General features: G+C 50.6%; 16 protein-coding genes. All 16 read right to left on the bottom strand.

What is annotated here, in order from left to right; genetic code table 11:
* Window positions 1–678: 678 nt before the first annotated feature.
* Window positions 679–1839, bottom strand: a complete 1161-nt coding sequence (locus IEY53_RS24855) for a glycoside hydrolase family 172 protein (protein WP_229696337.1) — start codon at window positions 1837–1839, stop codon at window positions 679–681.
* Between the two features lie 23 nt (window positions 1840–1862).
* Window positions 1863–2696, bottom strand: a complete 834-nt coding sequence (locus IEY53_RS24850) for a carbohydrate ABC transporter permease (RefSeq protein ID WP_189029796.1) — start codon at window positions 2694–2696, stop codon at window positions 1863–1865.
* Window positions 2693–3628 (bottom strand): carbohydrate ABC transporter permease, encoded by a 936-nt coding sequence (locus tag IEY53_RS24845; RefSeq protein WP_189029795.1) that lies wholly within the window; start codon window positions 3626–3628, stop codon window positions 2693–2695. The genes IEY53_RS24850 and IEY53_RS24845 overlap by 4 nt, the downstream gene beginning before the upstream one ends.
* Window positions 3629–3709: 81 nt before the next feature.
* Window positions 3710–5137, bottom strand: coding sequence for an ABC transporter substrate-binding protein (locus tag IEY53_RS24840; RefSeq protein ID WP_189029794.1), 1428 nt, complete (start codon window positions 5135–5137; stop codon window positions 3710–3712).
* Window positions 5138–5967: 830 nt separating this feature from the next.
* Window positions 5968–7635, bottom strand: a complete 1668-nt coding sequence (locus tag IEY53_RS24835) for a response regulator (protein WP_189029793.1) — start codon at window positions 7633–7635, stop codon at window positions 5968–5970.
* A 191-nt stretch (window positions 7636–7826) separates the two neighbouring features.
* The gene (locus tag IEY53_RS24830) at window positions 7827–8987 is read right to left on the bottom strand and encodes an amidohydrolase family protein (protein ID WP_189029792.1); all 1161 of its coding nucleotides are present in this window, start codon (window positions 8985–8987) and stop codon (window positions 7827–7829) included.
* The gene (locus IEY53_RS24825) at window positions 8977–10044 is read right to left on the bottom strand and encodes a pyridoxal-phosphate-dependent aminotransferase family protein (RefSeq protein ID WP_189029791.1); all 1068 of its coding nucleotides are present in this window, start codon (window positions 10042–10044) and stop codon (window positions 8977–8979) included. Before IEY53_RS24825 ends, IEY53_RS24830 begins: the two co-directional genes overlap by 11 nt.
* Window positions 10028–10813 carry an ABC transporter ATP-binding protein gene (locus tag IEY53_RS24820; RefSeq protein ID WP_189029789.1) on the bottom strand — a complete coding sequence of 262 codons (786 nt, stop codon included), beginning with the start codon at window positions 10811–10813 and terminating at the stop codon, window positions 10028–10030. Before IEY53_RS24820 ends, IEY53_RS24825 begins: the two co-directional genes overlap by 17 nt.
* Window positions 10804–11568 (bottom strand): ABC transporter ATP-binding protein, encoded by a 765-nt coding sequence (locus IEY53_RS24815; protein ID WP_189029787.1) that lies wholly within the window; start codon window positions 11566–11568, stop codon window positions 10804–10806. The genes IEY53_RS24820 and IEY53_RS24815 overlap by 10 nt, the downstream gene beginning before the upstream one ends.
* Window positions 11568–12434 carry an ABC transporter permease gene (locus tag IEY53_RS24810; protein WP_189029785.1) on the bottom strand — a complete coding sequence of 289 codons (867 nt, stop codon included), beginning with the start codon at window positions 12432–12434 and terminating at the stop codon, window positions 11568–11570. Before IEY53_RS24810 ends, IEY53_RS24815 begins: the two co-directional genes overlap by 1 nt.
* Window positions 12431–13381 carry an ABC transporter permease gene (locus tag IEY53_RS24805; protein WP_229696335.1) on the bottom strand — a complete coding sequence of 317 codons (951 nt, stop codon included), beginning with the start codon at window positions 13379–13381 and terminating at the stop codon, window positions 12431–12433. The genes IEY53_RS24810 and IEY53_RS24805 overlap by 4 nt, the downstream gene beginning before the upstream one ends.
* Complete coding sequence (locus IEY53_RS24800) at window positions 13378–14997, bottom strand: ABC transporter substrate-binding protein (protein ID WP_189029783.1); 1620 nt, start codon at window positions 14995–14997, stop codon at window positions 13378–13380. The genes IEY53_RS24805 and IEY53_RS24800 overlap by 4 nt, the downstream gene beginning before the upstream one ends.
* A 235-nt stretch (window positions 14998–15232) precedes the next feature.
* Window positions 15233–16645 (bottom strand): NAD(P)-dependent malic enzyme, encoded by a 1413-nt coding sequence (locus tag IEY53_RS24795; RefSeq protein ID WP_308424254.1) that lies wholly within the window; start codon window positions 16643–16645, stop codon window positions 15233–15235.
* 40 nt (window positions 16646–16685) lie between these two features.
* Window positions 16686–18041, bottom strand: coding sequence for a 2-hydroxycarboxylate transporter family protein (locus tag IEY53_RS24790; RefSeq protein WP_189029781.1), 1356 nt, complete (start codon window positions 18039–18041; stop codon window positions 16686–16688).
* Window positions 18042–18231: 190 nt separating this feature from the next.
* Complete coding sequence (locus tag IEY53_RS24785) at window positions 18232–18939, bottom strand: response regulator (RefSeq protein WP_189029809.1); 708 nt, start codon at window positions 18937–18939, stop codon at window positions 18232–18234.
* A gap of 2 nt (window positions 18940–18941) precedes the next feature.
* Window positions 18942–20546 (bottom strand): DcuS/MalK family sensor histidine kinase, encoded by a 1605-nt coding sequence (dcuS, locus tag IEY53_RS24780; RefSeq protein WP_229696334.1) that lies wholly within the window; start codon window positions 20544–20546, stop codon window positions 18942–18944.
* Between the last annotated feature and the right edge of the window lie 11 nt (window positions 20547–20557).

The following is a 20557-nucleotide window of genomic DNA, read 5'->3' as shown; positions in this document are numbered from 1 at the left end:
CAACTTTGCTGAATTCTCTATTTTTATTTTTTTCATGCCGGTTTCCTGGAATTACAGCCGTCAGATGGACTATCCGGCCGACTGAGCGGCAGCTGCAAAAAAACACCCTTTCCCAAAGAGGGAAAGAGTGTGCGACGATTTTCCCATTATGGGAAGTTTCCCGGAACGGGAATCCTTATAATTCCTCCTATAATCCAAAACTTCTCCACAGCAAAGGAAAAGATCCCATGCCACATCCTTCTATTACGATAAGCAAGGCCTAAGTGGAATTATCCTTAATCCCCGGTCGATCCGGACACAGGAGACCTTATTTCCCGGAATCCTCCTGTTCAGCCATTGTATCCGGACAGAGAATACGTTATTGCGCCCATTCTCCCTAATAAACCACGTTCGATCCCAAATAACGTCTCCTGAGTCCGCGTTCCCCACAAAATAGAGGTTTTGAGCAATATAACGGCTCTGTAGTCCGCATCAGCAAAAGAACAAGCAGGATCGCAGCGGGCAGATGGCCCGAGAGCTATTATGTAGGTTGTTCAGAGAGCTATTCTTAAGCAGCAGTTGAGCACAGCACAAAGCAGCGATTCTCTAGGACAGAGAATCGCTGCTTTTGCAGAATCATTCACTAAGGACCCGGTTGTTCATCGCCCGTCTGAACCAGCTCCGGCTCTGGCTCCCGGATCAGAAGGTCCGGTAGAACTGCTTCGCGCTGTCCTTCTCGGGGATCGGCAGCCGCAGGGTTACAGGCAGCATCTCGGGGAAGGCCTTGTGAGGCTCACGCTGATACCAGTAAGCTACGGAAGAATAGTCATTGGACTGGGAATTCCCGTGGCCATGCTCAATGCTGAAGCGCAGCGACTCTCTGAAGATAACAGGGTCCACAATATGGAACCGGTACTGTGTTATTTTGCCTGAGTAGTCATTGAACAGAATGGTATTGCTCTCTCTCCAGGCATCCCCGTTGCCACGGATCGGTGCATACAGCGATATTCCGTGATAAGGGCTGTCATATTTGCCGGAAGGATATCCCCAGGCGGCGCAGAAGTAATCCTCCGTTCCCGTACCATGCAGGCGGGGCGGCCACGGCTCGCCATCGATGAAGAACATGTCGTCCCCTTCACCCGGCCAGCTGAAACCCGGCATTGGATTTAGATGGTCAATGCTGAGGTTGCAGCCCACATAGTGGCCTTCCCCTACCGCATCCATAAGCACATAGTTGTCCTCACCGGTCAGATTCTTAAGCTCATACACCTTCTGATCGGCATAATTGGCCTTGTCCTGATTGTCATGCTCCAACTTCAATGCCGAAAGGTCGACCGTTCCTTGCGTAGGATTCTCCCGGCGCCAGGAAGCGTGAAAGTAGAAGCTGTCCTCCGCAATTTGCTTTTCCACATAATCCACATAGAAGTACAGCACTATGTCGTCTTCACATTCATTGATGATCTCAATTCTGGCGCTATTGCGGAAAGGCATTTCAAAAAAACAGTTCATCGCCGCTTTGTCCTCAATCACACCCTTGGTTGTAATCATATTAAGCGGCATGGAGACATAATGGCTGGCGACCCCATGCCCGACACCGAAGAAATCCCCTACCGGAGACTCCACACTGGGCTTATCCTCCCCGTCCCAGTACATGCGGATCAGCACTTTGCGGAATGCATATTTATTTTGGGCCGCTATGGTCATCCAGATATGCTGTATGATGCCGGAACCCTCAATTTCAGCAATAGCTGCAGTTTGGCCTGCTTCTATAACGATGAAATCCCGGTTGCCTCCCGTTTGATCCCAACTGGACTGTCTGCGGGACAGCCCCTCCTTGCGCAAATACAATGAATTCATCATGGTTCTCCACTCCTTCTACGGAATCAGGCTTTGATGCCTGTGAGCGTAATACCCTCTATAAAGTATCTTTGTCCGATAAAAAAGACGATAATGGCCGGGGCCAGCACGACTGTCGCCGCCGCCATCATCAGATGCCACTCCGCCGCATACATGCCTTTAAACTGCTGCAGCCCCAGCGCCAGCGTATATTTGCTTTCACTGTTCAGATAAACGAGCGGCCCGAGGAAATCATTCCACGAAGCCAGGAAGCTGAATAAACCTACTACAACCAGTGCGGGCCGGGTGAGCGGAATAATAATGGAGATAAAAATCCGCCAATGGCTGGCACCGTCCACATAAGCCGCCTCATCCAGATCACGGGGAATACTCAGATAAAACTGCCGCAGCAGGAAGATATTAAACGCGCCGCCACCGAACCAGGCCGGTGCAATCAGCGGAATAAACGAATTGGTCAGCCCCAGCTTGCTCCAGCCGATAAAGGTCGGGATCAGCGTGACCGCATACGGAAGCATCATGCTGGACAATAGCAGGCCGAAAACAAGGTCCCGCCCTCTCCAGGACATACGGGCAAAGCTGTAGGCGCTGATAGAGCAGGTTATGATGACACCCAGCATGGTAAAGACCACAATAATGGAGGTGTTGATAAAATAACGGCCGAATGGCAGGATCGTTAGTGCTTCCTTGAAATTGCCGAACCGGAACGGATCGGGTATCCAAATCGGCGGCAGCTCAAAAATCTGTCCCATATCCATCAAGGAACTGCGGACAAGCCAGATCAAAGGCAGAAGACTGAAGAGACCGCCGGCCGCGAGCACCAGATACACCAAGCCATTTTCAACCCGTGCCCTCGTCTTCATCTCGCCCCATCTCCTTCGTAGTACACCCATTTTTTCGAAGACTTGAATACCACAAATGTCAGCAGCATGATGATCACGAACAGCACCCAGGCAATGGCGCTGGCGCTGCCCATCCGCGAGAATTGAAAGGCTTCCCGGTACAGGTAAAAGACATAGAACAAGCTCGCATTATTCGGTCCGCCGCTCGTCATTACATAGGCCTGCGAGAATACCTGAAAGCCGTTGATTATCCCCATGATCAGGTTGAAAAAGATGGTCGGCGTCATCATCGGGATGGTAATATTCCACAGCTTATCCAGCTTCGAGCCGCCGTCAATCTCCAGGGCCTCATACAGTGACCGGGGAATATCCTGCAGTCCTGCCAGGAAAATAATCATCGTCCCTCCCGTCGTCCACAGATTCATCAGCGCAAGCGAGGGAACCACGGATTTCTCTCCAAAAATCCACTGGCTGCCCGGAAGCCCGAGCGAGCGCAGCAGCTCATTGGCAAGTCCCAGATCCGGATTGAGCAGCCATAGCCAGATGAACGAGATGGCAATGATCGGCACGATGGAAGGCAGATAGAAGACCGTACGAAAGATGGCCTTACCTTTAATGTCGCGGTTCAACAGAATGGCCAGCAAAAAAGAATAGATGATGCCGGTAGGCACACTGAGCGCCACGAAGTACAGGGTGACACCAAGCGATTTATAGAAATATTGATCCTCCCCGCTGAACATCCGCTTATAGTTGCCCAGTCCGATAAAATCTGGTGAATTGGAGCCGGAATAATCCGTGAAACTCATATATAGGCTGTAAAGCATGGGACCAAGCGTAAAGATCAGAAGTCCGAGAATAGCCGGCAGGGCAAACAGAATGCCATAAAGCTCATTTTTATAAAAACCGCGCTTCTTCTTTACACTGATTCCGCTGCGGGAAGAGATTGGTTTCATACCTTTGCTTCCTCTCTTCGGACAGGCGCCGGCAGGGGCTCCACCCCTTCTGCAAGCAGAGCCGCCTTCCGGCAGAGTCCGTTATTTCAGATACGTCCCCTGAACAAGCGCTTTTACTTTGGCTTCTACTTCCTTCATCGCAGCTTCAGCCGTTTTAGTTCCCAGCCAGACCTGATCAAGGCCTGCCGTTACCGCGGCATCGATCTCCACGAAATTCTTCACGTTATTCTCAGGAGAAGGCTCCGCATGCTCATAGGTTGAACGCATTACCGCATCCTGAAAACCTGCCGGTCTGCCCGGAAGCTCTTCGTTCGCCCAGCTGTCGATCAGCTTGGGATCCTCATACCATTCCTTCAGCTGCGGCATCCAGAGTCCTTGGTGCAGCTCCAGTACATTTTGCGGATCGGTCAGGAATTTGGAGAATTCCCATGCTTCCTTGGGATGCTTCGAGCTCTTGAAAATAATCAGTGAGCCACCGAGAAAGAAGGATTTGTAGTCTTTCAGAACAGGCAATACCCCTACACCCCAATTGATGTTGGCTTTGCTTAAATCAAGATGATTCCAGCTGCCGTCGATCACCATGGCCACCTTTCTAGACTGCAGCGCAGTGGCCGGAGCAGGAATACTGCTGGCCTGCACTGGAGAAGGCGACACATGATGCACATTAATCAGATCGGCAATTCTCTGAAGAGCTTCCGTGGATTCCGGCTTCGCGAGTCCGAATTCCTTGCCGTCCTCCGTCAAATAATCCCCGCCGTTGGACATCACAAGCGGCATGTACGAGGACCAGCTAAGACTGAACTTTACCCCATATTGCTTAATATTTTTGGGGTCAAAGCCGGGATCGTCAGGATGTTTGCCGCTGCGGTCCAAGGTAAGCTTCTTAGCCGTCTCCACGAACTCATCCCAATTCCAGGCCTCCTCTGCCTTGGTAGGCGGAAGCTCTACGTCGGCTTCTTTGAAGAGATCAGCATTGTACATCAGGGATGGGACAACGGAAGCCTGGTAAGGGCCAGCGCTTTTATCCGTATCCCAGTTCCACCAGGCATACTGGAGGTAATCTTCTTTCTTGATGCTCGGATCTTCCTTTATTAAATCGAAGAAGTTATAAATCAGTCCTTCTTCACCCATTTTCAGCTTCCATGCCGCGGAATAACTCAGATCCGGCGCTTCATTGCCGGCAATCATCGCATTCAGCTTCTGCAAAAAGTCGGTCCCCGGGATATGAATGGATTCAATGGTGACATTCTGGTTTTTGGCCTCAAATGCCTTGATGGCATCCTCCACCGCCTTTTTCTCCTGCGGGCTGCCCCAGAAGGTGAACTTAAGCTTCACCTTCTCACCGGAATTCACATCCGCTCCTTCATTAGGAGCATCGCTCTCTCCGGCTGTATTGCCGGTATTGTTCGTTCCCGCATTGGTGTTGCCTGATCCGCAAGCGGTTACAAATAACACTGTAATCATTAGGAAGACTAACATCAGCTTCGCCCTGCCGGTGTGCTTTTTCATTGTGTATCCCCCTTGATCCGGATGTAAGCGCTGCAGTCGCCTATGTCTATCATAGATGGACCAGCCGCAAAATCCTATTGTACGATCTTTCGTTTACTGTACGATTTTACGGTCAATTCGTTTTCCTGTGGAGGAATATTAGCTTCTGAATCGCGAACACCCCCGCTAGCCGCCGGCCGGGGGGTGTTCGATCTACTGATGCCTGGCGTTGCATTTGTCAAACTGCAGATTTCATCTTGCTATAGATCACAGTTAGTCCAGCATCAGCCTTTAAAAGGTGGGAATAGATGGCACTCGAAAGTTGCCTCCCGGGAGGCACGCTGTAAACCTAGGGCGGAGATCGCTACAGTGCATTTTATACATCAGGATGGGAAAAAGCAGGCTCGTTTTACGATTTCAGTGTATTTGGTGCAGCAGGAACCGCAGTATTCGCCGAAAAATGCCATATTGCTATTATTTGAATGTACAAAATACATCAGTATGGAGGTTTGAGCCTCGTTTAAACCATTCTGAGGTACTATATACATGAGAACTGATCAAAAGCTGGTGACGAACGCTAATCCATATCAAACAGCCTTCAGAAATCCCTTATTTTTAATCTGATGTTGGACTATATAAGTTGAACAAAAGAAATGTACAAGCAGCTTAAGCGTAACTGCGGTGAATGTTTGGACTTCCGGCCGCTGTTGTCCCCCGATTTCTTCAATCTAACCGCTTTTAGCGGTTGAAATCTGGTGACAAAGGCGGTCGCTACCGCTCCTACAGTTCCAAACTTCCCCTCCGTTCCTTCTGCCCTTTTTTATTCTTTTTTGTTCAACTTATAAAGTAATTCACTTATGAAAAGACTGCCGAAAATTTGTCCTCAAGAACAACCAAATAATCAACGAACGCCTGAAAATAATCTTTCCCTTCCGTTGCCCGTTTAAAAACCCGGTCTCCCGCTTGAATACCCTGGTAAAATAACCCGCATCCCGGAACCCGACACTTAGGGCGATGCCCGATATCTTCTGTTCTCCGTCTTGCAGCAGCTCCTTGGCCTTATCCATACGCAAGCGTAATAAATATTCAGTGAATGTCATAGTTGTATGCTGTTTAAAAAAGCTGCTGAAGTATGTTGGGCTGAAGAAAAATTGCTTGGCGACAAACTCCAGCGACAAATCTTCCATATAATGCTCCTCCAGGTATGTCCTGCACAAGTTAATAATCCGTCCGCTTTTGTTATCTTTGCGCTGCTCTATACTCTCAATAATCCGGTGCAGATAATGAACCGCACGCGTCCTCACCTCTTCCAGACTCTCACATGCGGGGATTTGAAATTCCATCTCCGAAATGAAATTGCTCGCTTCCTCATGTCGAAGGATGGCCTCGCTGCCCTTGACTTCATTTACCAGAGCGTACAATACACAGTCCTTTAAATGGGCAGGAGCAGGATAATCCCCTTCGGTAAGTTTCTGGATCAGCACATCCAGATTCCGGGCAGCCTTGTCCCGGTCCAGCCTCGCCAGGGCTTCAGCTATCCCAGTCCCGGCAGACACCATGCGGAGGCTTGGCTTTTCAGGGTTGTAAGCGATTTCATCATAAAAAACAAGCCTTCCGGCTCCCTCATAAAACACATACTCCAGCGCTTTCCGCGCCTCTTCAAAGGATTGTGGGGCTTCGTTGTACAAATCAGCCACCCAGTTGCCGACACCCAGGGTCAAGGTTAGTCCAAATTCTGCCCGGACCTGATGGATAAACTGCTCAAACTGCTCCCTGTCCCGTGTCATCATCCACTCCAACGATTCGGCAGTTGACACCAGGGTCCCGATAACAGGATCCTCTCCTTCCAAATTAAAAGAAAGCAATGGTCCTGGCATTTGGTGAATTTCCCGCATCCAGCTTTTGAAGCTGACCTTCAGTTCCTCAAAATCCTGAGGCGTGTAAATCTCAGCGATTTCTCTTTTGTGAAAGGTGGCCAGCATGACGAACCCGCCGCTTAAAAAGGGAAACAGATTACGGATTTCCAAAAGCTCCTCTTCGCTTGAAGAGCCGCGCAGCCAGCGGCTGAGCAAATGCTGCTCATAGACGGGAACAGCCGAGTTAAGCTTCCGGCGGAGATTCGCCCCATCCTGAAAGCTCAGTCTATCCTTCTCAAGCGCCACATCCAGCTTATCCAAGATCTCCGAGAGACTTTTGGCTTCCAGCGGCTTCAAAAGGTAATCGAAAGCTCCAAGCTTCAGTGCCTGCCTGGCATAATCAAAATTTCCATATACACTGAGAATCACGATTTTAACCGGCTTCTTCCGGGCCGCCATATGCTCGATTAAAGTCAATCCGTCCATATTGGGCATCCGGATATCCGTGAGAATGATATCAATCCGGTTATCCTCGATAATGCTTAATGCCTCCAGACCATCCTTAACCATAAATATCCGATATTCCGGTCTAAGCTTCTTAATCATATCCGCGATCCCGCGGCGGTGCCGGGGTTCATCATCGGCAACAAGTACGTTATACATCTGTCTTCCTCTCCTTTCGCAGAGCCAAGAACTGTTGTGTAGGGCAGAAAAGAAGCAGCCGGCCCGAATGGGCCTCGTTTCACTAAGATAGTAAGGCAGCCGCTTATCCATGTCAATCTGCAGATTTATCAAAATAAGGGTATCCCCATGCCTGCGGCAGCCGGGATACCCCTGTGTGGTGAGTGTAATAATCAGCGGGCCTGAATCAAATCCTGTTCCTGCGCCCCGGTAATGACGGTGACAATGCTCTTTCGCAATGCATCTGCATTTGGTGCCTGATACGGATCGGCATTGAATAGAATAGCATCCGCAATATACCCTTTTGCAATCTGTCCCAATTCGTGGCCGCTTCCCAGAATCTCAGCAGCGCTTCTCGTAGCAGCCAACCACGCTTCGGCCCGGGTCAAGCCATAATCAATTAACGAGTCCAGCTCTTGAAGGTTGTACCCATGAAGTGCAGGTGTGGCATAATCCGTACCCAATCCAATGCGAACCCCCGCTCTCTGGGCATAGCCGATGGCTTTAGAATGGGCTTCGGCAGCGCGGGCGGCCCGGTCACAAATAAGCTGGTTCAGAGCCAGAACGCCTTTCGGATCTGCGGCAATGCGATAAATTGATGTTGTAGGCACGAAAGCTATTCCGGACTCGGCCAGTCTGCCCGCCTGATCCCCGGTCAGGAACATGCCGTGCTCCACCGATTCCACACCGGCATGGATGGACCAGTCTATTGTCACTCCACCCCAAGTATGCACCAGGACTTTTTTATGATGGGCATGCGCATGGCGGACAATGAAAGAGAACTCTTCCCTAGAAAAAATCGGCTCCAGCACTTGTTCAGCAGGTGCTCCAAGGCCTCCTGTTGCCATGATCTTGATCCAGCCTGCCCCAGTAGCAAAAATTTCTGCCATCCGCGCTTCCAAATGCTTAAGACCGCGGGCATCGGCTGCTCCAAGCATATCGCTGCAGGTTTGTACCCTTAAAGGCTGCCCAGAGTGCTGCACAAGATGCTGCACTCTGCTTGGCAGAATCCCGCCTGCGTCGCGCGCCGTTGTTACACCGGTCCGAAGCGTTGCTTCAAAGGCTTGCGCCTGCATGGCTTCGAGTTCATGGCTGTCGCGTTTCAATTGATCCGCATGGTCGAAGTCTGTCCAGGCCAGATGCGTATGCAGATCAATAACCCCCGGACTTATCCATAAATCTTTACCTGGATCAGCCTGTTGATCATTAGGTTGCTCTGTTTCAGCAATAGATGCAAACCGGCCATCCTTAATCGAAAGATCAAAACGTTTCCCTTCGGTACCCGCTATAAAAATATGCTTGAAGAGTAGTGCCTCAGGATGTTTATTGATCATGGGGAGCCCCCCAAACCAGCCGGATAGCCTTGAGCGCATGAGCAGCATCCTGATTCAACAATTGGGCAAGCGTCGTAATCGCTTCTTCCACACTTTGCCGGCAGGCGTTCGCTCCAAAATGGTTGATCCGCAGAAGGTGGCCGAATAGTTCCCCGTCTCCGGGAGCCACGATCCCGACAGGCTGGTCAATACGCAGGTTCTGTTCGGAAATCCGAACCGTCGTAGTCAGCGTGGAATAATGTTTGCTATTCTTCTGCCAAGGCTCAAGACCCAGGGCCTTGATGCCGGCAACGGCAGAAGCCGCAGCCGATTCATGGCGCTTGATCACCTGTTCCAATCCTTCTTCCTCAATGTCGGTCAAGGCCGCGATCAGGGCTCTGGCCTCCAGCGCCGGAATGTTGGGAGGAACCCGGACCGGCCTTGTCCCCTGCTGAGGGGGTTTCAGATCCAGCAAAGACAGAATGGAATTCCGCGGCGCATTTACATTGGACTCCATGAATTCCCAGCCGCGCGGGGAAATACTCACGGCACTGACGCCGTTAGGTCCAGCCAGGGCTTTTTGCGCGCCCACAGCTACCAAATCTACTCCCCATTCATCAACCGGCAGGGCCTCTCCTCCAACCGCCGAAACGGAGTCCATGACCGTAATGAGATTAAAGCCGCGTGCAATCTTTAATATTTCTTTGGCCGGATTGGAGCCGCCTGTAACCACCTCAGCCTGAACAAAGGAAAGGGCGACCGGGTTAAAGCGTTCCACGGCAGCTGCAACCTCCTCCGCAGGAACCACTTCATCAAAGGGCACCTTAACTTCAACAACCGTCGCGCCGCCGCGTTCAAGCCATTTTCCGAACAAACTTCCATACGGGCCTGTCACTACATTTAAAAATGTGCGGCCCGGCGCAGAGATCCCGGCTGCCATCGCCTCAATGCCCAGGATTGCCTCACCCGGGATAATGACCGGAGGATGCCCAGTAGACAAAAGTTCGGAGAGCAAACGTGTAAGCGTGTCGAACTCAGACAGTGACAATGGTACAAATCCTTTATGTTCTCGGATCATAAAAACCTCCTGATGTATTCGATTTGGGCATTTTCGGAACGGCTGACAACAGCTCGCGGCTGTATGCCGTTTCAGGACGGGCAAAAAATTGATCCTTGGGATTGATTTCAACCAGGTTTCCCTGCCGCATGACCGCTACCGTATCGCTGATCGCATGGATTACCCCCAGATCATGGGAGATGAACAGCATGGTGAGATTAAGCTCTGCCTTGAGCGTATTAAAAAGCTCAAGCACACTCAGCTGTACGGAAACATCCAAAGCGCTTGTCGGTTCATCCGCAATCAGAAGGCTTGGCTCCACGCTTAATGCGCGTGCGATCGCTATCCGTTGGCGCTGACCGCCGGAGAATTCGTGAGGATATTTGTCCAAAGCTTTTCCTTCCAGGTGAACGCGGGCCAAAAGCTCTTTACATCTCTTTTCGATCTCCGTGCGGCCCACAATGTTATGAAACAAAAGCGCTTCCGAAAGAATCTGCCGGATGGAATGTTTGGGATTCAGCGAGGCATCCGGATTTTGGAAGATCATCTGTATCCTTTTGCGCTGTTCACGGCTTCTCTTCTTTGTTAATTCTTGTGAGTCCAGCAGAATCTGCCCCTCAGCAGGAACAATCAACCCGGCAATGACCCGCGCCAGCGTAGACTTGCCTGAGCCGGACTCTCCGACAAGGCCGAGGGTGGTATGTTTCGGCAGATTCAGCTGGATGCCATTCAGCGCAGTAAATCCGCCATAATGAACCGTTACATTTTTTATTTGCAAGGCTAACTCCATAGTTGTCCGCTCCCTTCAAGCTCCGGCAAAGGAAGCACCGAGTTAATCAGCATCTGCGTATAAGGATTTTGCGGGTTTTGCAAAACATTGAGGGTATTGCCATGCTCGACAATCTGCCCCTTTTTCATCACAGCCAGCTTGGAGCACATGGCGGCGGCAACCGCCAGATTATGCGTAACAAACACCATGGCAAAGCCCAGTTCCTGCTGCAGGCGGGCGATCGTTTCAATAATTTGCCGTTGAACGGTAACATCGAGCGCCGTTGTCGGCTCATCACAGAGAAGAATGCCCGGCTTGCACGCGAGGGCTATGGCGATGACTATCCTTTGACACTGACCGCCCGATAGCTGGCTTGGATACCGGTCCGTTCTCTTTAAGGAATCGGGGAGACCGAGCATTTCAAGCAATTCCAGCGCCACCACGCGTGATGCCTTACGGCTTACTTTTTGTCTGAAATAAACGACTTCTGCAAGCTGCTTGACTACCGGACAGAGCGGGTCCAGCGCACCCCTGGGGTCTTGAAACACCATCGCGCTGCTCACCTCACTCTTAATGACTCCGCCTGTCTGCCTAACACCATGCGGAAGCAACCCCAGTATCGCACGCAGCGTAAGCGATTTGCCGGAACCCGATTCGCCTACCAGTCCCAGACTCTCCCCTTTGTTCAGCGAAAAGCCAACATTGTCGACTAAGGTTTCATTTGACTTTGTTGCCAGCGATAGAGCTTCTATTTCCAAGATCGGGCTTGTAGACATTATTTTTTCCTCCATATATCTGCCAAACCGTCACCGACCAGAGACAAAGCAATGCCTGTATACACCACGGCAAATCCCGGAACTGCCGAGAGCCACCATGCAGTGGTTATGAAGGATTGTCCATCCGAAATCATGGTCCCCCAGTCCGGGGTGGGCGGTGCAATGCCGATGCCGAGATAACCGAGTGTAACAATGGCCACAAGCAATCCGACCATATCCGTCATAAGGACTACAACCGCTTGCGGTAATACATTCGGCAGGAGATGACGTAGGATAATTCTGACTCCGGGCAGCCCTAACGTCTGAGCGGACGCTACCCATTCTTGCTCGCGGAAGGAGGCGCTGAGACCTCTGACCACCCGGGCAAATACAATCCAGCCCACAAGCATAAAAGTGATATAAATCCCCCGCTCCCCTGCTCCGCTGGCAAAGGCCACGATAATTACGATCAGGTAAAAAGGAAAAGCAATAAATGTGTCTGTGAGCAAAGTAATGACCGTATCGACCCATTTCCCGTAATACCCCGCAAGCATGCCCAGAAATACACCGGTGCAAAAGGGCACAACTTCCGCCAGTACCATGATACTCAGATCGGTCCGCGCAGCATAGATCAGTCTAGTGAACAGATCGCGCCCCAATTGATCCGTCCCCAGCCAATGTTCAGCAGACGGGGGCTGCAAAAAAGCGCTCAAATTTTGCTCGGATGGGTGATAAGGACTAATATACGGAATGAATACTGCCAAGACAATAAGTACCACAAACATAAGGCTTCCCACTAAAAGGGACGGGGTATTCCATATTCGATGGATGATGCTTGGCTGCCTGCCGTCCTGATGCAATTGAGGTTCTGTTCTTATACGTTTCATTGTTTTCCTTTCGTTCTGGGATCCAGCCACCAGGAAATCATTTCAATCAGGAGGCTGATGATCACAACAGATATCGCACAATATAGCGCTATTCCTTGAATGACCGGGAAATCCCGATTCGAAATTGCAGTAAACAGCAAGCTGCCAATTCCCTTGATGCCAAACACCTGTTCAACGACCAGTGTACCGCCGATAAGATAAGAAATATTTACGCCCAGCAGCATAAGAGTCGGAAGAGCAGAGTTACGCAGCACATGCTTGAACAGAATAACCCTGCTTGGTAATCCCGCAGCTCTCAGCGTGACTACAAAATCGGATTCCAAGATTTCAAGCATCTGCGCTCTTAACGAACGGACCAGCGTAGGAATCTGCGAAAAGGCGACGGTAATCGCCGGAAGCGTAAGACTGTATAAGGTTCCAATCCACCCTTCGCTTACTCCCCCAACGGGAAACCAATGAAGCCGGACACTGAACAGCAGGATCAAAAGCATGCCAACCCAAAAGATTGGCATACCCAGAGTTATAGTCGGAAATATCCGGATCAAATGATCCAGCAGCTTATCCTTGTGCGTGGCTGCAAGCGTAGCGAGCAGAAGGGCAATAATAATCGCCATCATACAGGCCATCACAATAAGCAGCAAAGTAACGGGAGCCCGTTCGGCAATCAGCTCTCTTGTAGAGGTGCCTGCAATAATAGAATTGCCGGTATCTCCCTGTGTGAACAGCGTCTTTACAAACCGGACAAATTGTTCCCATAAAGGGAGATCCAGCCCGAGAGTATGATGCATACTCTTGATGGCCTCAGGCGTGCTGTATTCTCCCAGAATCATTTTAGCCGGGTCCCCCGGCACAATTCTGATGATGAAAAAGACTGCTGTTACTACAAAAAGGATAACTGCCAGTGCTCTTAAAAGAGCTGTCACCAGCCAGCTGTAAGATGTATTCATTTACCGATACGAGCTTCATCAAAACGAATGCTGCCGTTAGGTAAAACTACGAGACCATCCACTGATGAACGGACACCTTTCAGAATATCCGGATAATACAGCGGAATGTACGGCACTTCGTCCGCAAGAGTCTGCAGCAGCTTCGAGTAGATTTCCTCACGTTCCTTGCCATCCGGCGTTTTTTGGCCTTCATATAGAAGCTTGGTGACTTCATCATTCGTGTAATGCGTCCAATACGATTTACTGAAGCCTTCCGGATCAGTTTGGAACGCAATAATCGAGTTCGCTTCGGGAGAATCGGCTTGACCGCTGTTGAGCATTACCGAGAAATCATAGGCAAAGAAACGTTCACGGAAAGTGGCCAGTTCAATCGATTCAATCTCGATATGGATCCCGATTTCTTTGCCCGCTGCCTGGATAATTTGCGCCTCTTGTGCTCTTGTACTGTTCCCTGATGCCACAAGCAATTTGGTAGTGAATCCATCCGGGAAGGCGGATTTGGCAAGCTCCTCCTTGGCCGCATTGATATCGAAGTTCAGCGCCTTGATCGTATCATTCGAATGATAAGGAATCGTTGTGGGCAGCAGTGAATTGGCAGTCTGGGCATAACCAAAGGTAAGCGCCTTGGTCAAGCCTTCACGATTAAGTGCCAGAGCCAAAGCACGACGGACATGCACATCCGAAAAATACTTATCCAGCGTATTGAAGAACAATTGCTCGGTCACCCAGCTGCCATTGGTTACTACTGTAGTGTCTGGACCTTTCTTTAGCTCTTCAGCATTTTGCAGTGCCAAAGATTCAATAGCATTAACTTCTCCCGCCTTCAGCTGGTTGATAGCCTGGGTGTCGTCTTCAATCAGCTTGTAAACAAGCTTATCAATATACGGCTTTCCTTCTTGCCAATAGTGAGGGTTCTTGGTAAAAGTCAGATCGCCTGCCGGGTCCGACTTCTCAACCACGAAAGGCCCTGTACCCACCGGGTTCTTGAAAAACGCTTCTTCCGCAACACCCCCAAAATGGTTAGGAAGAATACCGTTGGAAAAGTTGGACAGTTCGGAGATAAAGGGTGTATAAGGCTCTTTCAGTGTAATAACCAGCGTTTGGTTATCCTGGGCTTTAACGGTATCGACCTTTGCCGCTATAGCCAGCGGGCCGCCAACCTTCAAATGCCGCTCAAGCGAGAATACGGCATCCTCCGCAGTAACATCGGTGCCATTCGAAAACTTCAAACCGTCACGCAACACAAACGTATACGTCAAGCCGTCAGCACTGATGTTATGTGACTCCGCAAGCCAGTCCACAATCTCACCTTTACTATCAAAAGCAACCAAAGATTCAAATACCTTGTCAATGGCAAAGGCATTGTTCGATGTAATCTGATTATGCAAATCAAGCGAGGTTACGGAAGCAGGCCGTCCATAGACGAAGGTTCCTCCCGCCGCAGGCTTCTCCGTATTTGCGCTTGAATTGGTTCCCTGGTTCGCACTTTGCTCGGCACCTTCATTCGGATCAGGTTCATTCTTGGACCCAGAGCATCCAGCAACCACCACCAATAATAGAATTGCTAATGTTCCTACCCAAAATGACTTTCTTAAAGCTGCTTTAAACTGTGACATGACTGATCCTCCCCTTCCAATAAATCATATATGTTTAGTATGAATTGATTATGGATTAAAGCGCCCCCTCTGTCAAACAAAAAATCATGGCCGCGAGGGGAAAAAAGGAGCTGCCATTGTAGAAAACTACAAATGAGACAGCTCCTTATAATGTATATATTACTGTTTCTTTCTTGTCACACAAACTCCATGATAAGACCGGCAAATTCACGTCATACCGAAATCCCGGCTGGAATCATTTCACGCCGATAAGCAGACTTTTTCGGGCAACGCCGCTTTTGAATGCCGCATGGGCAACGGCTATCCGGATTTTTTCCACCACCCGCGCATCAAAAGCATCCGGAATGATATATTTCTCATGAAGATCAGCAGGATCAATAACCGAGGAAATCGCCTCTGCCGCCGCCAGCTTCATCTCATCATTGATATCAGTGGCCTCACAATCCAGCGCTCCCCTGAAAATGCCGGGGAAACACAACACATTGTTGATCTGGTTCGGGTAGTCGGAACGGCCTGTCGCCATTACTCTTACGTGTGGTGCAGCGATAGCGGGATCGATTTCCGGGGTCGGATTCGCCATAGCGAACACGATCGGATCTTTGGCCATATTCTGCACATCCTCCAGCTTCAGCACATTTGGTGCGGAAACCCCGATAAAAACATCCGCGCCTTTGATTACATCCGACAGCCCGCCGGTTTCCAGGTTGGGATTCGTAATTTGGGCGAAGTCGCTCCAATGTGTCCGGGTATAAGAGACCAGCCGGTTAATGGCACCCTCCCGGTCCACTCCGATCAGGTTCACGGCGCCCGCGTGCAGCAGCATTTTGGAGACGGAGATGCCTGCCGCACCGACGCCGTTCACTACGATTTTGACATCCTTGATATTTTTCCCGCATACCTTAAGTGCGTTCAGCAGCCCGGCAAGTACAACGATGGCCGTTCCGTGCTGGTCATCATGGAATACCGGAATGTCCAGCTCGGTTCTTAGTCTCGCTTCGATTTCAAAACACCGGGGAGAGGAAATATCTTCGAGATTAATGCCTCCGAATGTAGGAGCGAGCGCTTTCACAATGGCGATAATTTCTTCCGTATCCTTAGTGTCGAGGCAGATTGGCACGGCGTCTACATCCGCGAACTGCTTGAAAAGCGCCGCCTTGCCTTCCATGACCGGCATGGCCGCTCTCGGCCCTATGTCCCCCAGGCCCAGCACAGCGGTCCCATCGGATACCACAGCCACGGTATTTTTCTTCGTCGTCAATTCATAAGCCTGTGCCTGATCCTGCACAATTGCCTGACAGACCTTCGCCACACCCGGCGTGTATACTTTGGACAGGTCTTCTTTATTCCGGATTGGATTTTTCAGGGTTGTTTCGAGCTTTCCGCCTTTGTGCAGCAGCATGATTTCTTCCAATAGTTCCACAATATCTCCTCCGCTCAACTGGTTTACCGCTTTTTCAATCCATTTCTGATCCTCCGGGTGCTTCACGGAAATTACGACATCCGCGCCGGTCAGGTCCGCGCGCAGCTTCTTCAGCTCTGCATTTAGTACCGTGCCTTTATAGTTCTCGGCAATGCTCACCAGGTTCGCCAGATAATCGCTGTTGCTGCGGTACTGGACACGAAGCGTAAACACTTGCGGTTGATTCATCCTAATCGCCTCCTGCATATTTTTTTGCCTGTTCCCGCAATCAGCCGCCCCATACCGAGATGAGCAGCGTTGCTGCAACCACTGTGATCGCTCCTCCGATACGTGTAGAAATCTGAGCGAACGGCATCAGCTCCATGCGCCCGGATGCCGACAGAATGGCCACATCGCCCGTTCCGCCGAGACCGCCGCGGCAGCCGGTAACTATCGCTGCTTCCACGGGGTACATATTGACCCATTTACCGATAAAATAGCCGGTGAGAATCATCGCGGCGATAACGGTTGCGCAAACGATAATATAAGGAACTGAGATCAGGGCGGCCACATCCTCAAGCGGAATGTACAGCATACCAAGGCCTACCATGAGGGGCCAGGTTAATGTCCCGGACACAAATTTGTAGAGCTGGTAAGCGCCCTGCTCGATTTTGGCCGGCAGCAGCTTCAGTACTTTAAGCAGCGCTGCGGCAAAGATCATCAGGATAGGACCGGGGACGCCGATGAATGGCGACAGCAAATGCCCCGTAATAAATAGCCCGCAGGCAAACAGCAGTCCGGCGCCCATCAGCAGAAAGTCCGGTTTGGCACTGTCATAGGTGCTTCCGCCCAGCTTCTGGCCATTTTTTGATTTCACCAGCACGCCATTGCCGGTAATGAGCGGATTTTTATCGGCCATTCTCTTGAGCAGTCCCGCACCGATAATCGCGAACACATTGCCGATCACCGCCGCCGGTATCATTTGGGCTACATAGGAACCCGATTCACCGCCTAGAATCTGCGAGAAGGCGATGGACAGCGGGAGTATCCCTTCACCGACACCGCCGCCAATAATCGGCACGATAATGTAGAATAACGTGCGGTGTGCACTGTAGCCGAGCAGCATGCCGACCCCGAGACCCGCGGCTACCGCCACAATGGTTCCGGCCATCATCGGGATAAAGATGCGGATGAAGCCGCTGATTAATGTGGTGCGGTTCATCCCGGTAATACTTCCCGCTACCAGAATTGAAATATACAGATAGAGAAAGTTCGACGTCTTCATCAGCGTGTTGACCGATTCCGTAACCGAAGGATCAAGCACATTCCAGAACACCAGGAACGAGGGGATCATCAAGGAGAGGATTGCCGGGCCGCCGATATTCTTCAGAATTGGAAGCTTGAAACCAAGATCGCTTAGCAGCACACCCAGGATGATGATCACCGCAAATCCGCCGATCATATCGTTTGGCAGTTCGCCTAACACAGACGCCGCAAATATGATGAGGGCAAATATCACATACAGCGGCAGTGGAATAACACCTACCTTTAATTGGATGACCCGCTGTGCAAAGCCTTGTTTTTCTTGCTCAGAGCCACGCTGCTCATCCGGTACTGCAACTGGCGACTGAAATGCTTTTTGCATGTTATCCTTACCTCCCTTAGTTCTTTTACAAAATCATCATAGCTGCTTTGAAAGCGCTTTTGTTTTTGTGTAAATAATGAAGAGGTTTTGTAAATTATTAAAGTTAGCGCCAACATAAAATCACGGACCCTCTCCCTATCAAAAGAAAAAGCTCCCGCTGCGATTTTCGCAGCAAGAGCTTCCTGTTTCGTTATATGTATTGAGTAATCAGTGACCTGCCATTTGGAGCGATCCTGTATTTCTGCACCGGCCTGCCCACACTTCCGTAGACCCTATCCATTTCCAGCACTCCCAGCTCCATCAGCTCAACCAAATACTTGCCGACGGATACACGGGAAATCCCGGACAGAACCGAGATGTCCTCTGCGGAAAAAAGCTCGCAGGCGCAGGACTCCACCGCTCTCCAGACGTTCTGCAGTGTCTGACGCGTAAAGCCTTTAGGCAGCTCCTGCGAAACTTTCCGCTCATGTTTGAATCTGGAGAGCTTGTCCAGCTCCGATTGGTTCAGTTGGTTCCGGGAACGGAACAACCGGATCTGCTCCTTGTATCCATTCAGCGCGGCACGGAATCTGGAGAACTCAAACGGCTTAATCAGATAATCCACCGCCCCGTTTTGCAGAGACTCCTGGATGCTTTCCTTGTCGCTGGCCGCCGAAATGACGATGACATCCACCCTTAGGCCACTCTGGCGAATCTCGGACAGCAGCTCCAGCCCGTTGCTCTCCTTCATGTAAATATCCAAAAGGATCAGATCATAGACGTTCTTCGCCAGCAGGTTTAGCGCCTCGTCTGCAGAACTGGCCCAACCTTCGGCGCGGAAGCCTTCAACCTGCTGCAGGTAAAATTTATTCATCTCCGAAACCATCGGATCATCTTCAACAATAAGTACCTTTATCATGGTCATTTATCACTCTTCGCAATATAAGGTAACTGCACAGTAAACTCGGTTCCTTCACCCGCACGGCTCTCCCAGCGGATCGTTCCGCCCAGCTTGGCCAGGCTCCTGCCCACCAGATACAACCCGATGCCCCTGTCCTTGCCTTTGGTGGAATAGCCTTGTTCATACATACGATCTTCACACTCCTTAGAAATACCTGTTCCATTGTCGCCAACCTTGAGCGTAAGCTGACTTTCTGCATGCCGGAAACCGATCTGGATCATCTTGTCGCTGACACCATCCACCGCTTCCAGAGCATTATCCAGCAGATTGCCGACGATTGTAACCAATTCCCGCGATACTTCGTGATTTGCGGACTCGGGCAGAACGCCGTCCTCCAGGATAACCAGCCGCACCCCCGCCTCCCGGATCCGACTGAGCTTTCCCAGCAGAAATCCGACCATAATCGGGTCCTTCACCAGTTTGACCACAGCGTCCGCTTCCGTCTGAATATTAAGCACGGTGTCGGTAAGATATTCTTCCAGCCGGTCATAGCTGCGCATATTGGTCAGGCCCATAATCACGTGAAGCTTGTTCATAAATTCATGGGTCTGAGCCCGCAGCGCTTCAGCATATAGAGATATCCCCGAAAGCCTCTCCATCAGCAAGCTGATTTCGGTCTTGTCCCGAAAGGTGGCGATGGCTCCTTCGATGATTCCGTTAACCTTGACCGGAACCACATTTACCAGCAGCGTGATGCCGCTCTGTTCTACTTCCATATCCTGCAACGCCTTGCCATTTCCCAGTACTCTGTCCATCCGGAGCAGGGGCCAGAATTGCTCGATTTGCCTGTTAACCGGGTCCTGGTTCATACCGACGCTGCCCATCAGCCTTCGCGCCTCCGCATTGACTAATGTAATACGGGATTCTTTGTCTACCGCCAAAATCCCTTCTTTGGTGGATTGCAGCATGGCGTTTCGTTCCTCCAGCAGCTTTGCGATTTCCCCGGGCTCCATGCCGAATATCATCCGTTTTATTTTGCGTGCCAGCAGTACTGCTCCTGTGATGCCCATGAGTCCCCCAACCAGTATTCCCCAGTAGATAATCCACTGATTCTGCTTCACAGCGGACTGGACGCTGCCAAGCGAGATGCCCACAGCCACTGCACCAATCACTTTTCCCTCTGATCCAAATATAGGCGAAAACGCTCTCACTGAATAGCCCAGCGAACCCTCAGCAACGGATAACGTCTCCTTGCCGTGCAATGCATCTGTCTCATCCCCTCCCATAAAATGCTTGCCGATCAAGGCCGGATCGGGATGGGAACGGCGAATCCCCTGCATGTCCATAACGACAATAAACTCGACGTTATTGATGGTGCTGATTTCGGATGCGTAATCCTGAATGCCACCGGAATCGCCATTTCCGAGCAGGCCGTCAATGACAACTGGAGTACGCGAAAGGGTGCGGGCAATGGTTATAGCTTTGCTCTCCAGTGCTTCTTCGGCTTGTTCAGAGACCTTTATACCAAACATTATAAACACAATCAGCAGGACGAGGGTGACAACGAGGCAAATCATTACTGTGATGGTCGCTTGCAAACGTAATCTCATTTTTCCGATTTTCACACTAATCCACC

The sequence above is a fragment of the Paenibacillus albidus genome, from assembly GCF_014644435.1.
In the GTDB taxonomy this organism is placed as follows: domain Bacteria; phylum Bacillota; class Bacilli; order Paenibacillales; family Paenibacillaceae; genus Paenibacillus_AQ; species Paenibacillus_AQ albidus.
The sequence above is the reverse complement of the archived record's forward strand: the minus strand, read 5'-3'. Positions and strand labels throughout refer to the sequence as shown.